Source organism: Faunimonas sp. B44 (assembly GCF_052655945.1).
In genome coordinates this window covers 489,295-503,156 of the sequence record NZ_JBQYEX010000001.1, presented here as the reverse complement: position 1 = coordinate 503,156, position 13,862 = coordinate 489,295, and the positions used below count along the sequence as shown (strand labels likewise).

The following is a 13,862-nucleotide window of genomic DNA, read 5'->3' as shown; positions in this document are numbered from 1 at the left end:
TCGGGATCCCCGGCCATCGCGGCGTGCGGGCGACCCGCGCGCCGGCTCACGTCAGGATCACTGGACGGCGGACGGATTGTCCAGGCTGTCCGAGCCCTCCACCTCGATGGAGAGACTGAGCGCGGCGACGGCGCCCTCGATCGCCCGGGTCTGCGCGACGAGCGCGTCGACGATGTCGAGCACGATCTTGTTGCCCCTCTCGTTGCCGGCGGCCAGCATCTGGTCGTAGGCCATCTCGCCGCTGTCGGCGGTGGTCTTCATGACCTCCATCCGGGCGAGCGTCTCGTCCATCGCCTCGTTCACCCGCTTGGCGGCGTCCTCGGACCTGACCGCGACGAGCTGGGCGATGCCCGGTCCTTCCACCGCGGAGCCGTCGATCCGCCTGTAGGAACCGTTCCAGATCGCCATCATGCCGACCTGGTTGTAGTAATGGCTGTTGTGCGTGTTGTCGGAGAAGCAGTCGTGCTCCTCCTCCGGATCGTGCAGCAGCACCCCGAGCTTCATGCGCTCGCCGGCGAGTTCGCCGTAGGAAAGCGACCCGAGCCCCGTCAGGATGGTGGCGAGCGCGCCGTCCTCCCCCTTGTCGGCCAGGTCCTGGCGCGCCGCCCCGCCGTCCTGCCAGTTCCCGACCATCTCATCGAGGTCGTCGACGAGCAGGTCCGTGGCGGCCTTCAGGTAGTCGCGGCGGCGGTCGCAATTTCCGCCGGTGCAGTTCGCGATGTCGTAGTCGGTCGCGGGCCGGGCGCCCGCGCCGGCCTCCGTCCCGTTCGTGTCCTGGCCCCAGAGCAGGAACTCGACGGCGTGATAGCCGGTCGCGACGTTCGCCTCCACGCCCTGCGCCTCGTGGAGCGTCTCCGCGATCAGTTCCTTGGTGATCGCGGAGGCGTCGATCACGTCGGGGCCGATGCGCAGCGAGGGGCTGGCGATGACGTTGGCGGTAAAGAGCGGGTTCTCGTCCGATTCCTCGCCGTAGAAGCCCTGGTCGACGTAGTCGATCAGGCCCTCGTCGAGCGGCCAGGCGTTCACGCGCCCCTCCCAGTCGTCGACGACGGCGTTCCCGAAGCGGTAGCCCTCGGTCTGCTGGTAGGCCGGGCGGGCATCGATCCAGGCCCGGCGGGCGGCCAGCAGATTGTCCTCGGTGGGCTCGTCGAGCAGCCTGTCGACCGCGCCCTGCAAGGCCTTTGCGCCGGACAGCGCATCCTCGTACATGGCGAGCGCGATCTCGCCGTAGGTCTGGACGACGGCCGCCGGATCGGGCGCGTCGGCGCGCGCGAGCGAGACGACGCCGGCAAGGCTCAGGCCCAATGCCGTCGCATAGGGCAGCAGGCGTGCTGGATTGATCATGAGAGTCCTCTTGGCCACGGGCTTCGGTGGATGCGGAGTGGATGCGGCGGCGGCCGGAGCGCTTCGTCCGGAACGGCGCGCGGCGCGGCTTCCCGCATCGGTCTGCCCGGACGCGCCGTGCAGGCGCGGCCGACGTTCCGGTGCAACGGCCCGTTCGGCGGCACGGGCGCCGCCGCGATGAAGCTCGACATGACGCCATCCAATCGAAGGGGTTCAAGGCCCCGACATCAAAGGCTGCCTGGTCGCTGGACGAGGCGGCGCGATAATGCGCGCCGGCACTCTATTGTCAACTTTGATAATCTGGAATGATTCTAGGCGAGGAGCGCCGCCATGATCCTCTCGCGCGTCATGGGCAGGTCGCGGATGCGCGCGCCGAGGGCATGGGCGACGGCATTGGCGAGCGCGGCGGCGGTCGGCCCGGCGGCGACCTCGCCGAGCCCGAGCGGCGGCTCGTGCGCCTCGCCGACGAAGCGGATGTCGATCTCCGGCACCTCCGAGAAGCGCAGGATGGGATAGTCGTCCCACTCGCGCGTCGCCGGCATGCCGTTCGCGAAGCGGACCTCTTCCTTCAGCGCCCAGCTCGCGGCCTGCACGATGCCGCCCTCGACCTGGTTCGATGCGCCGTCGACGTTCACCACGAGGCCGGCATCGACGGCGGCCCAGGCGCGGCGGAACCGGACCGCCTCCCCCACCTCCACCTCCGCCACAACCGCCATGTAGCCGGCTGTGTTCTTGTAGCGGGAGAAGGCGATGCCGCGGCCCGTGCCCTCGCCGCCGGGGGCGCCGGGGTCCCACTTGGCCATCGCGGCCGCCGTCTCGATGACGCGGCGCGCGCGCCGATCCGACATCATGCCGAGACGATAGGCGACCGGATCCGCACCGGCCTCCGCCGCGAGCTCGTCCACGAAGGACTCGATGGCGAAGACGTTCAGGAACGCGCCGAGGCCGCGCAGCGACGAGGTGCGGACCGGGTTCGGGTCGAGCAGGTGATGCACCAACGTCTGGTGCGGCAGGTCGTAGAGCGCGAGCCAGTTCCGGCTCGCCCCGCCCCCCATCGCGTCGGGCGTATCGTTCAGCTGGTTGGGCGGCGGCTCCGGGTTCGGCAGCGCCTCCGCGCCGAGGAAGTTGGACACGCCGTTGGAACCCGGACGCTGGGAGTGGACGGGGCTCCAGACCTCGAAGGTCCAGTCCGCCGGCGGACGGTTGCCCTCGCGCATTGCCCGGATGCTGACCGACCCCGCCGTGCCGTAGGCCTCCGCGCCGAGTTCGTCCTGCCGGGGCCATTGCGCGCGCACAGGCCGCCCCGGCATTCGGGTCGCGACGAAGGCAGCATCGAAGGCGACGTCGTCGGCCGGGTTGTGGCCGTAGCAGCCTGCACCCTGGCGATGGTGCACGATTACCTGGTCGGCGCGCAGCCCGAGCGCGCGCGCGAGCCAGGTCCGAAGCCCGAACACGTTCTGCGAGTGGCTCCAGACCCTGAGCGTGCCGTCCCGGTATTCGGCCAGCGCCGTCGACGGGCCGATCGACGCATGCGCAATATAGGGCCGCGAGTAGGAGGCCTCCAGGACGTCTCCGTCCGTAGCGGCCGGAGCCGCCCCTTCCTCCACGACCCTGTCGCGGGACGGGAGCGCGCGCAGGAAGTCCGGCGCGCCGGCGTCGTCCGGGATCTCGGTTCCGCCGTCCCAGATCGCATGGTCCCAGGCCGCCTCGAGCGCACGACGGACCGCCGTCTCGTCCTCGCTCGTGAAGGCGACGAGATCGCCCTCGCGCAGGATACCGACCGGCGCACCGGCCCGGCGCCGGATCACCTCCTCGTCGAGCCCGACGAGCCGTGCGCCCCGGCGCGGCCGCCGCAGGATGCGGGCATGCACCAGCCCGTCCGGGGCAATGTCATGGATGAAGGCGGCGCCCACCACCTTCTCGGCAAGGTCGCGGCGGGGCAGGCTGGTACCCACGACCCTGAACTCGGCAGGCCGTTTCGTCGGCGCGCCGCCGGTCGCCTCCCGCCGGAGATCGACGGAGGCGGCGAGCGACCAATAGTCGTGCCCCGTCTCGGCCCCGTTCCTGAGAATGCGGCCGTCCTCCACCGCAAGCTCTTCCCGCCGGGCGCCGAGCGCATCGGCGGCTGCATCGAGGAACAGGGCGCGCACCTCGGCGCAGGCGAGCCTGAGGGCCGCACCGCCGCCGCTCACCGAGGTGCTGCCGGCCGTGGTCCCCTCCTGGGGGCTGCCGTCGGTCTCCCCCGCAACCAGGCGTATGCTATCGGGCGCGACGTCGAGCTCTTCGGCGGCGATCTGAGCGAGCGCGGTGAGGATGCCCTGGCCGAACTCGACCTTTCCGGTGGCGACCCGGACGACGCCGCCCGCCTCGAACCCGATCCACTGCGCCAGCAGCGGGTTGTCGCTCAGCCCCTTCGGCAGCGTGTTGGGGATCACGCCGGCACCCCCTCCGTCATCATGCGGCCCGCCTTCTGAACGGCGCGGATGATGCGGTTGTGGGAGCCGCAGCGGCAGAGATGCCTGTCGAGCGCCTCCGCGACTTCCTGACGGGACGGCGCCTTGTTGGCAGCGAGCAGAGCAGCGGCCGAGATCATGATGCCGGAAAGGCAATAGCCGCACTGGCCGGCCTGCTCCTCGATCATGGCCTGCTGGAGGGGATGAAGCTCTCCGCCCTTCGAAAAGCTCTCGATGGTCTCGACCGTGTGGCCGACGACCGTCTCGACAGGCCGCGCGCAGGAGTAGGCGGGCTCGCCATCGATCAGGACCATGCAGGCGCCGCATTGCTCGAGCCCGCAGCCGAACCGGCTGCCGCGCAGCCCGAGCTCGTTCCTGAGCACGTCCAGCAGCGGCTTGGAACCATAGGTTTCGACCCGCACCGCTTCGCCGTTCACCGTCAGCTCATAGGCCTCGGCCATGCCTGTCCCCCATCCGTCCGCGGGCGGAAATTGCTGCATGCAGCCGTGTCCTGCAACCGGATTCCGCAGCGCAAGCCGGAAGCCGCGCGAGAGAGGCGCTGCGCCCGAACCTGCGTTGAGCGGAACGCCGGCTCGCGGTACTCTGTGTGGTCGCGCGCAGAAGAGGGCAGCAATGAACGAGCTGCTTCGCTTCATCGATCAGGTGCCCAACAATATGTGGATCGCGCTGGCCGTCGCGGTCGCAGCCATCTTCATCGTCATGAAATCGGTCTAGCGTCTGCCGGAGGTCCAAGCTTGCGCCGGACGCCTGCCGGCGCCGCCGGTCCTATTTCGGCAACCTTTGCCGGACGGCAGCGATGTCGCGCCAGGGATCGGCACCCAGCCGATCCATGCGCGCCGGCACGGTGCGGATCGTGAAGGCCGCGGGATCGAGGTCTTCATCGAGTTCGGCCCAGGCAAGCGGCGTGGCGACCGGCGCCCCGGCACGGGACCGGGTGGAATAGGGCGCGACGGCCGTCGACGTGGGATCGTTGCGCAGATAGTCGATGAAGATCCGCCCCTGCCGTTCGGCCTTGGAGATGCGCATCAGGTACTTGCCCGGAGCACCCTCGGCCAGGTCCGTCGCCACGCGCCTGGCGAACGCCTTGGCCTCGGGCCACGCATGCCGTCGCTCGATCGGCACGAGGACGTGGAGGCCCTTGCCTCCGGTGGTCTTCACGAAGCTTTCCAGGCCAAGGCCTGCGAGGTGCGCCCGCACCTCCCGCGCCGCCGCAACGACATCGCGGAAGGCGAGCCCCTCGCCGGGATCGAGATCGAAGATCAGCCGGTCCGGCCGGTCCGTCCGGTCGATGCGCGCGCCCCAGGGATGAATCTCCAGCACGCCCATCTGCACGAGCGCGATCAGGCCGCGGCGGTCGGTGAGGTAGAGGTAGGCGCCCGAGTCCTCGAAACCCGGCACGGCGACCTGCTTCAGCTCCCGCGGCACGCCGGAGCCGGCATGGCGCTGGTAGAAGCACTTCTTCTGCCGACCGGTCGGGCAGCGCACCAGGGTGATCGGCCGGCGCGCCACATGGGGCAGGATGAAATCGGCGACAGCAAGATAATACTCGGCAAGGTCGCGCTTGGTGATGCCCTGCTCGGGATAGAGCACCTTCTCCGGGCTCGTCAGCCGGACTCCCGCGATCTCGATCGCCTCATCCGCCGCCATGGGCCGCCTCCCCAGAGCTTCGCCGGCCGCCGTCCAGGAATTGCAGGATGGCCGCGTTCACCGGCCCGGGGCGCTCGTGCTGAACCCAATGGCCGGCATCGTCGTAGCGCAACACGGTCGCGCGGTCGCAGAGCGCCGCACTGGCCTCCGCAAGGCCCGCTTCCAGAAAGGGATCCCTGGCGCCCCAGAGAATCAGGGCCGGCGACCTGATCCTTGCCCGAGCGTCCTTCGCGCGAAAGCCGCGAATGGAGCGGTACCAATTGACCATCCCCGTGAGGGCGCCCGGGCTGCTCCAGGCGGCACGGTAGGCGGCGAGCTCTGCCGGGCCGAACAGGTCGGGCGGAGCGGAGGCCGTGAGCGCGCGCTGCAGCAGCCGATACCCTCCCCGCGCGAGTAGCCATTCCGGGACGGCGGGAAGCTGAAAGAAAGCGACGTACCAGCTCCGCCTGAGTTGCGTCCGGTGCTTGCGGGCATAGCGGATGGCGGCGACCGGGTGGGGCGCGTTGACGACGACCAGCCGCCGGACGCGAAGCGGGTGACGCGCGGCGACCCACCACGCGACGACCCCGCCCCAGTCGTGGCCGACCAGGTCGATCGTCTCGGCACCGAAACGATCGGCGATCGCCACGACGTCGGCGGCAAGCCTGTCGAGGCGATACGCTTCAACCCCGGCCGGCTTGTCGCTGAGGCCGTAGCCACGCTGGTCGGGCACGATCACCCGGAACCCGGCCTGCGCAAGCGGGCCGATCTGCTTGCGCCACCCGTACCAGAACTCCGGAAACCCATGGAGAAGGACGACGACGGGACCGCCGGGCGGTCCCGCGACCACCGCATGGAGGGCGACGCCCGGCTCGACCGGCACCCGGATCGTCTCGTGCGGGTCCGGCGGCATCAGGCGCCCGCGATCGCCCGGACGAGTTCGGACGGCCGGGCCTCGCGCTCCAGCTGCTCGAAGGTGCATTGCCGCGGCGCCTTGTCGGGCCGGCGCCGGACGAGCCTGGTGCCGTGACGGAAACGGTCGCCGGTGACGTGGTCGTAGCGGACCTCCACCACAAGCTCCGGCCGGAGCGGCTCCCAAGCGCCCGAGCGTTCCGTGCTCCAGCGGCTCGGACCGCCGGGAGCGCGGCCGGTGAAGCCCGGCCCTTCCCGCAGGCTCTCCAGCTCCTTCGTGAGCGCGGCGCGGTCGAGCTCGGCGAAGCCGGACGTGAAGCCGACGTGATGGAGCAGCCCGTCCGCGTCGTAGAGCCCGAGCAGCAGCGATCCCACGTCGCGGCCGCGGCTCGCATAGCGGAAGCCGCCCACGACGCAGTCGGCCGTGCGCAGGCGCTTCACCTTCACCATCGCCCGCTCGCCCGGCTCGTATGCGCCGTCGGCGCGCTTGCCGACCACACCGTCGAGCGCGCCGCCGGCGCGCTTCAGCCATTCCTCGGCAACCGCACGGTCAAGCGTTGCGGGAGAGATTCGGAGGCTCGGGTGCGGGTTGTCCTCGACGAAGCGTTCCAGCGCCGCACGCCGTCGGGACAGCGGCTCCGCGATCAGGCTTCCGCCGCCCGGCGCCATCAGGCAGTCGAACAGGATGAAGCGCGCGGGCGTCTCCCGCGCCAGCCTCCGGATCCGGCTTTCCGCCGGGTGAAGGCGCATCTGGAGCGCGTCGAAGGACAGGCTTTCGCCGACGGGGATCGCGAGTTCGCCGTCCACGACGAACCGGTCGGCTTCCAGGCCGAGCAGGACCTCCGCAATCTCGGGGAAGTATCGTGCGAGCGGCTTGCCGGACTTCGCCTGGAGCGCAACCTCTCCGCCGGAGCGGAAGGCGAGGCAGCGGAACCCGTCCCATTTGGGTTCGAACTGCCATCCGGGCCCCGAAGGCAGCGCCTCGACCAGCTTCGCCTCCATCGGCGGCAGATCGACCCCGAGAGGCGGCGGCTGCGCGCCGCGACCCGATCCGTCGTCCTTTCCGGCCGGCCGCCTCATCCCGTCGATCCTTTCCGCCCATCGAAACGCCGGGAGGTCGGGATTCCGTTCCAATCCGGCCGCCCGCCTCGACGCCACCCGGGCGGCCGCGCGTCCGGGCTCAGCCGAACCTGTCGACGATGGCGCGCAAGTGGGCGAGAAAGGCGGCCTTGTTCTCGATGCCGATGAGCGCGTCGAGCTCGGCATCGTGGCTGGCGGCGTGCCGGGAGAGCTCGTCGAGCAGTTCGTCGCCGGCCGGCGTCAGGGCGAGAACATGGCTGCGGCGATCGGAGCGGACCGGCCGGCGCTCGATCAGCCCTTCGCTTTCCAGGTCGCGCAGGAGCGGCGTGATGGTGGATTTGTCGCGTCCGGAGCCGCGGCTCAGAGCCATCGGCGTGATGCCGGGGTTGAGCTTGATCAGCATCAGCGCCGCGAAGCGGCCGGGCCGGAGATCGTGCTGCCCCACCTTGCGCCCGAAAGCGCGCAAGGAAGCGTCATGGGCCAGACGGAGATGGAAGGCGATGTAATCCGCCAGCGGCCCGAAATTCAGCTGGTCATGCCGCCCAAGCGGTTCCGCCTCCGGTTCGGGTACGGGTGCGAGAAGCTGCGCGTCGAGATTCATCGTCTCGCCCCTCCCCCGGCCATGTCATGGCCACGGCGCGACATTGCTCGTTGCCAGACAACCTATAGTCCGGGTTGAAATCTGCCAAGCGCCTTGCCGGCCTCGCCAAGGCCAGCGGCCGCGGCTAGGCTCGCCAGCCCGTCTTCCTGGTCGAGAATCCGTCATGCTGAACACTCCTTCCGCCTTCGGGGGCATGGTCACCGCACCGCATCACCTCGCGGCGCAGACCGGTGCGGCGATCCTGCGCGAGGGCGGCAATGCCGTCGAGGCGATGATCGGCATGGCGGCGACCGTGGCCGTGGTCTACCCGCACATGAACGCGCTCGGCGGCGACGGCTTCTGGCTGATCGCGGCCCCGGGGCGGGCGCCGATCGGAATCCAGGCCTGCGGACCGGCCGCCGAGGCCGCCACCTGCGACCACTATGCGGAACGCGGCCACGCTCACTTGCCGACACGCGGCGGCGCCGCGGCGCTCACGGTGGCGGGCACCGTCGCCGGCTGGGGCCAGGCGGAGCAGCTGGCCGCGGAACTCGGCGGCCGAACGCCGCGCCGCGATCTCCTTTCCGACGCCATCCGGCTCGCGGAGGACGGTGTCGCCGTGACGGAAGGACAGGCGCGGCTCACGGCCGAGAAGCTCGACGAACTGAGGGATGTTCCCGGCTTCGCCGGGCTCTTCCTCCCGGAGGAGCGGCCGCCCGCGCCCGGCCACCGCATGCGGCAGCCGGCGCTCGCCGGCACGCTTCGCCGCCTCGCCGAGGCCGGGCTGCAGGATTTCTACCGCGGCGACATCGCGCGGACGCTCGCGCACGACCTCGACAAGGCCGGGAGCCCTGTCCGGCTCCGCGATCTCGAAGCCTTTGGCGCGGCACGCGTGGAGCCGCTCTCCGTCGCCCTTCCCGGGTGCCGCCTCTTCAACATGCCGCCGCCGACGCAAGGCGTGTCCTCGCTCGCGATCCTCGCCATCTTCGAGCGGCTCGGGCTCGACGCCCGTGACGATTTCGGGCTCGTGCATGGCCTCGTGGAGGCGACGAAGCAGGCATTCCTCGTGCGCAATGCCCGCGTCTTCGACCCGGCCTACATGGACTGCGACCCGCGCGACCTCCTCGCCCCGGATATCCTCGACCGCATGGCGGCTGCGGTGGATGCGCAGCGCGCCGCGCCCTGGCCGCACGACGCGGCGGAAGGCGACACCGTCTGGATGGGGGCGATCGACCGCGACGGGGTCGCAATCTCGTTCATCCAGAGCATCTATTGGGAGTTCGGCTCCGGCGTGGTCAGCCCGGCCACCGGCGTGCTGTGGCAGAACCGGGGCATGAGCTTCTCGCTCGAGCCGGGGCATGCAAACCGGCTCGCGCCCGGGCGGCTGCCGTTCCACACGCTCAATCCGGCCCTTGCCCTCTTCGACGACGGACGCCGCCTCGTCTACGGCACGATGGGCGGCGAGGGGCAGCCACAGACGCAGGCGGCGGTGTTCGCACGCTACCGCTCCGCCGGCATGGCGCTGCAGGCGGCGGTGAGCGCGCCGCGCTGGCTGCTCGGCCGCACCTGGGGCTCCGAGAGCACCAACCTGAAGCTCGAGGGGCGCTTCCCGCCCGATCTGGCGGAGCGGCTCCGCAGTGCCGGGCACGACGTCGAAACGGTCGCGCCGTTCACCGACATGATGGGCCATGCCGGCGCAGTCCTGCGCCACGACAACGGGCGCCTCGAGGGCGCCAGCGACCCACGCAGCGACGGAGCCGTCGCGGCGCTCTGATCGGGTCCGGGCTTTGCGGTCCGAAGCGACGGGTTGGCCGCGGGGGCGGGCAGTCGGCGTCATTCGAGGTCGACGCCCTCGAAGATGTGGCGCCCGAGCGGGTCCATCACGAAGCCGCGGACGTTTGCGCGCGTCGCCATCATGACGATGGAGTGGGCGAGAGGGACCCAGGGCGCCGCCTCGTGGAACACCGACTGCGCTTCGCTGTAGAGGCTGGCGCGCGCAGCCTGGTCGGCGATCTCCTTCGCGCGCGTCACCAGCGAATCGTACGCGGGATCGCACCATTTCGCGATGTTGTTGCCGCCGGCGCGCGCCGCCGTGCAGCCGAGCAGGACGTGTAGGAAGTTGTCCGGATCGCCGTTGTCGCCGGTCCAGCCGTAGAGGGCCAGCATCGGCTCGCCCGCCTGCATCTTGAGGCGGTACTCGCCCCATTCGGCGGTATTCAGCTCGGTCCGGACACCGATCTTGCCGAGGTCGACCTGGATCAGCTCGGCGATCCGCTTGGCGCTCGGCATGTAGGGCCTGCTCACCGGCATGTACCAGAGATCGGCGGCGAGCCCCTCCGGATGGCCCGCCTCGACGAGCAGCCTTCGTGCGCCGGCAGGATCGTAGGAATAGGGGCGGATCTGGTCGTTGTAGCTCCAGATCGTGGGGGGCACGGGGTTCTTTGCCGCGATGCCGGCACCCTGATAGACGGCCTCCACGATGGCGTCCTTGTCGATCGCCATGTTGATCGCCCGCCGCACCCGCGCATCGTCGAAGGGCGGCTTCGTCGTGTTCAGCGCCAGATAGCCGATGTTGAAGCCCTCCTGACGCAGCAGGCGGAGCGACGGATCGCTCTCGATCTGGCCGGCGTCGGCCGGATTGGGAAACGCCATGACGTGGCACTCGCCGGCCTTCAGCTTGGTCAGCCGGACGGCGGGATTGGGCGTGATCGAGAAGACCAGCGTGTCGATCGGCTGACGGCCGCGCCAGTAGGCGTCGAAAGCCCGGTAGCGAACCGCAACGTTCTCCTGGTAGCCCGCGAAGACGAACGGCCCGGTGCCGATCGGGTCGCGATCGAGCCGATCGGGGGTGCCGGCGGCAAGAAGCTCCTCGGCGTATTCCGCCGAAAGGATCGCGTTGAACGGCATGGCAAGATTGGCGAGAAACGGCGCCTCCGGGCGCGCCAGCCGGATCCGGACCGTTCTGTCGTCGAGCCTCTCGATGGACTCGAGCAGGTCCGGCATGCCCATGTCCTTGAAGTAGTCGTAGCTCGCGCCGGACACATGATGGTAGGGATGATCCTCCTTCCACTGCCGCACCAGCGAGAACACGACGTCGTCGGCATTGAGCGGCCGCGTCGGCGCGAAGCTCGCATTGCCGTGGAAGGGCACGTCGGAGCGCAGATGGAACGTGTATTCCCGCCCGTCGTCCGAGATGGTCCATGTCTCGGCGAGCGCCGGCTCCAGATCCGTGCTCCCGGGGGCGAACTCGACGAGGTTGTTGAACATCGGGCGGGCCGCGTTCATGCCGGTCGAGGTGGTCACCAGTTGCGGGTTGAGGCTCTCGGGCGAGCCTTCGGAGCAGAAGACGAGGGTCTTGGCGGAAGCGGTCGTGGTGGCGAGCGCGGCCGCCATTGCGAGGATCGGCAGCAGGTGCTTCTTCATTCGGCTGCTCCCGCAAGCGTTGCGCGCGCCGTGTCGAGCGCGCGTTCCGGGACCACGGTCGGCAGTTCGAGCATGAAGCGCGTCCCCCGGCCGACCCGGCTGTCGAGATCGATCCGGCCATGCAGCCGGCTGGTCACGAGGTTGTAGACGATGTGAAGGCCGAGCCCGGTGCTGCCGGAACTGCGGCCGGTGGTGAAGAAGGGGTCGAAGACGCGCTTCAGGTTCTCCGGCGGGATGCCTTTGCCGTCATCCTTGAAGACGATGCGCATCAGGCCGGGCCGCGGGCGGCGCACCTCGATCGAGATCGTCCCCGTGACGCCCTCCGGATAGGCATGGGCGAAGGCGTTCATGAGAAGGTTGGTGAGGACCTGCGCCAGTGCCCCCGGATAGGAATCGACGCTGAGATCGCCGGGACAGTCGATCCTGACCGTGTGGCCGGACTTCCGGATCGCCGGGCCGAGGCTGGTCAGGAGCTCGTCGAGCCATTCGCGCATGTCGAACGTGCGCGCCTCCCCGCTCGCCTGGTCGGCCGCCACCTGCTTGAAGCTGTGCACGAGGTTCGCGGCGCGCGTGAGGTTCGCGAAGAGAAGCTGGGAGCCTTCGGCCATCCGCTGGAGGAAGCGGTCGAAGGCGGAGCGGGAGAGCTGGCCGCCGGAAGCCGACTCGGCGAGCCGCCGGACCTCGTCCCCGATCAGCGTGGATGTCGTGACGGCGATGCCGAGCGGCGTGTTGATCTCGTGCGCTACGCCGGCGACCAGCTGTCCGAGCGAGGCGAGCTTCTCGGCCTGGATCAGCTCCGCCTGGGTCTTCTGCAGCTCCGACAGAGCAGCGTCGGCCTGGTCTTTGGCGCGCGTCAGCGCCTGTTCCCGGTGCAGGATCTCGGTCACGAGCGAGTTGGTGGCGCGCGCCATGTCGCCGAGCTCGTCCCGCCGCGCTGCCTCGGGCACCGGTCCCGCCTCACGGTCGGCGGCGAGCTCCAGCATGCCCTGCTGGAGGCGGCGGAGCGGCTTGGTGATCGAGCCCGCGACGATCAGCGCCGTCGCGCCGCCGACGAACAGGCCGATCGCCGCGCCGGCGACCAGCATGTTCCGGATCACGTCGGCTATTGTCGCGGCATTGCCGGTGAGGAGGTCGTTCAGCGAGCGTGCCGCCTCCATCATGGTGAGCGCCGCCCGGTCCATGTCGGCGAGCATTTCGTTCTGCCGCTTCAGCCCCTCGCTCGTCGTGGCAAGGCCGTCGCTCCATCGCTCGATGGCATCGATCATCTCGGTCTGGATCAGGGGAGAGATCGGCAGCGAAGCGACCGTCTCGCCGAGCCGCTTGCTGTCCTCCAGAAGCGCTGCGGCCGTTTCTGCGTGCCGGTTCGCGAACGCGTCGGCGGTCTGGCTGCTGAGCTTCAACGTCGCGATCGCGATGTTCTGCGTCGCCTGTTCCGTCTCGTGCGCCTGTACCGAATAGGTGAGTAGCTCCGCCAATTCCTCGTGCAGGGCCCGCTGTTGCGACGCATTCACCTTGAGGAGGCGGTCGGCCCATTCATTGAGCGCCACCTCGGGCAACTGCAGCCTCGCCCGCCCGGTGCCCGGCCGCTCGGGCTCCTCCCGGGCCCACGGGCTTGTCCCCGCCTCGTTCGCGGCGACGAGCGCATCGAGCCGCGCCGCCAGCCCTTCATCCCCACCCTGGCGCAGGACGGAGCCGAGCCCGGCGGCCGCGTTCCTGAGACGCGCAAGGGCAAAGGTCAACGCCTGGCCGTATTCGGAACGCAAGGCATTGTCGGCCCGGGTCAGGAGCGCCCTCTGAACGCGCACGTCGCCGAGCGCCACCAGCAGCTCGTGCGTGCGGTCGACGATGTCCCGGGCGGCGCGGAGCTGCGCGTCGCGTTCGGCGAGCGAGGCCACGATGTCGGCGTTGGACGCATGCTGGCGGTCGCGGGCCTGGTCCGTGAGCCCGATCAGGCCGGTCGCGCGGGCTGCCATCTCGGCGACCAGCGCATCGTTGCGCGCGGTCAGCTCGATGAGTTGCCCCATCCGGTCCTGGTAGAGGGTCAGCGCCTCCTGCGCGGCTGCGACGCCGTTCCGGTGGTCCGGGTCGCGCACAATGGCCGCGAGCGCGACAAGGTCCTTGCCCGCGCTTGCGGTGAGGGAGGAAAAGGCGGCGGCATGCTCGGCCCGCTCGGAAGGGAGCGCGCCGATGTAGTCGTCGCGGGCATTCGCACCGGCGATCAACGTACGGTAGACGGTGCCTGCCAGAACGGCGCCGCTGCGCGCCCGGTCGGCTTCGTTAAGGAGCAGAATCGCGGCGAGCGCGATCGCGGCGGCGAGCGCAATCGGAATGCCGCCCACGAGCAGGATCTTGTACCTGATGCGCATGCCGGCGACGCCGGTTCCCCTTCTCCCTGACGGAAGCATAGCAGATTGCGCCGGATC

Annotated in this window: 10 protein-coding genes; 1 reads left to right on the top strand and 9 read right to left on the bottom strand. The window is 70.1% G+C overall.

Features of this window, described 5'->3' with window-relative positions; translation table 11 throughout:
• Positions 1-57: 57 nt before the first annotated feature.
• The 7 genes from ACUN0C_RS02385 to ACUN0C_RS02355 form a co-directional block, all read right to left on the bottom strand.
• Complete coding sequence (locus ACUN0C_RS02385; RefSeq protein ID WP_445464706.1) at positions 58-1,344, bottom strand: imelysin family protein; 1,287 nt, start codon at positions 1,342-1,344, stop codon at positions 58-60.
• A 311-nt stretch (positions 1,345-1,655) separates the two neighbouring features.
• The gene (locus ACUN0C_RS02380; protein ID WP_445464705.1) at positions 1,656-3,779 is read right to left on the bottom strand and encodes a molybdopterin cofactor-binding domain-containing protein; all 2,124 of its coding nucleotides are present in this window, start codon (positions 3,777-3,779) and stop codon (positions 1,656-1,658) included.
• Entirely contained in the window at positions 3,776-4,258 is a 483-nt protein-coding gene (locus ACUN0C_RS02375; RefSeq protein WP_445464704.1) for a (2Fe-2S)-binding protein, read from the bottom strand. The genes ACUN0C_RS02380 and ACUN0C_RS02375 overlap by 4 nt, the downstream gene beginning before the upstream one ends.
• 325 nt (positions 4,259-4,583) lie before the next feature.
• Entirely contained in the window at positions 4,584-5,465 is an 882-nt protein-coding gene (gene ligD / locus ACUN0C_RS02370; protein WP_445464703.1) for a non-homologous end-joining DNA ligase, read from the bottom strand.
• Complete coding sequence (locus ACUN0C_RS02365) at positions 5,452-6,357, bottom strand: alpha/beta fold hydrolase (protein WP_445464702.1); 906 nt, start codon at positions 6,355-6,357, stop codon at positions 5,452-5,454. The genes ligD and ACUN0C_RS02365 overlap by 14 nt, the downstream gene beginning before the upstream one ends.
• Positions 6,357-7,436, bottom strand: coding sequence for an ATP-dependent DNA ligase (locus tag ACUN0C_RS02360; RefSeq protein ID WP_445464701.1), 1,080 nt, complete (start codon positions 7,434-7,436; stop codon positions 6,357-6,359). The genes ACUN0C_RS02365 and ACUN0C_RS02360 overlap by 1 nt, the downstream gene beginning before the upstream one ends.
• 100 nt (positions 7,437-7,536) lie before the next feature.
• Complete coding sequence (locus ACUN0C_RS02355) at positions 7,537-8,037, bottom strand: MarR family winged helix-turn-helix transcriptional regulator (protein ID WP_445464700.1); 501 nt, start codon at positions 8,035-8,037, stop codon at positions 7,537-7,539.
• Positions 8,038-8,200: 163 nt separating this feature from the next.
• On the opposite strand from ACUN0C_RS02355, the gene ACUN0C_RS02350 reads away from it, so the two are divergent.
• On the top strand, positions 8,201-9,790 hold the full coding sequence (locus tag ACUN0C_RS02350; protein WP_445464699.1) for a gamma-glutamyltransferase family protein: 1,590 nt from the start codon (positions 8,201-8,203) through the stop codon (positions 9,788-9,790).
• 59 nt (positions 9,791-9,849) lie between these two features.
• Here ACUN0C_RS02350 and ACUN0C_RS02345 read toward each other — a convergent pair whose 3' ends face one another.
• Positions 9,850-11,439 (bottom strand): ABC transporter substrate-binding protein, encoded by a 1,590-nt coding sequence (locus ACUN0C_RS02345; RefSeq protein WP_445464698.1) that lies wholly within the window; start codon positions 11,437-11,439, stop codon positions 9,850-9,852.
• Entirely contained in the window at positions 11,436-13,805 is a 2,370-nt protein-coding gene (locus ACUN0C_RS02340; RefSeq protein ID WP_445464697.1) for a sensor histidine kinase, read from the bottom strand. The genes ACUN0C_RS02345 and ACUN0C_RS02340 overlap by 4 nt, the downstream gene beginning before the upstream one ends.
• Between the last annotated feature and the right edge of the window lie 57 nt (positions 13,806-13,862).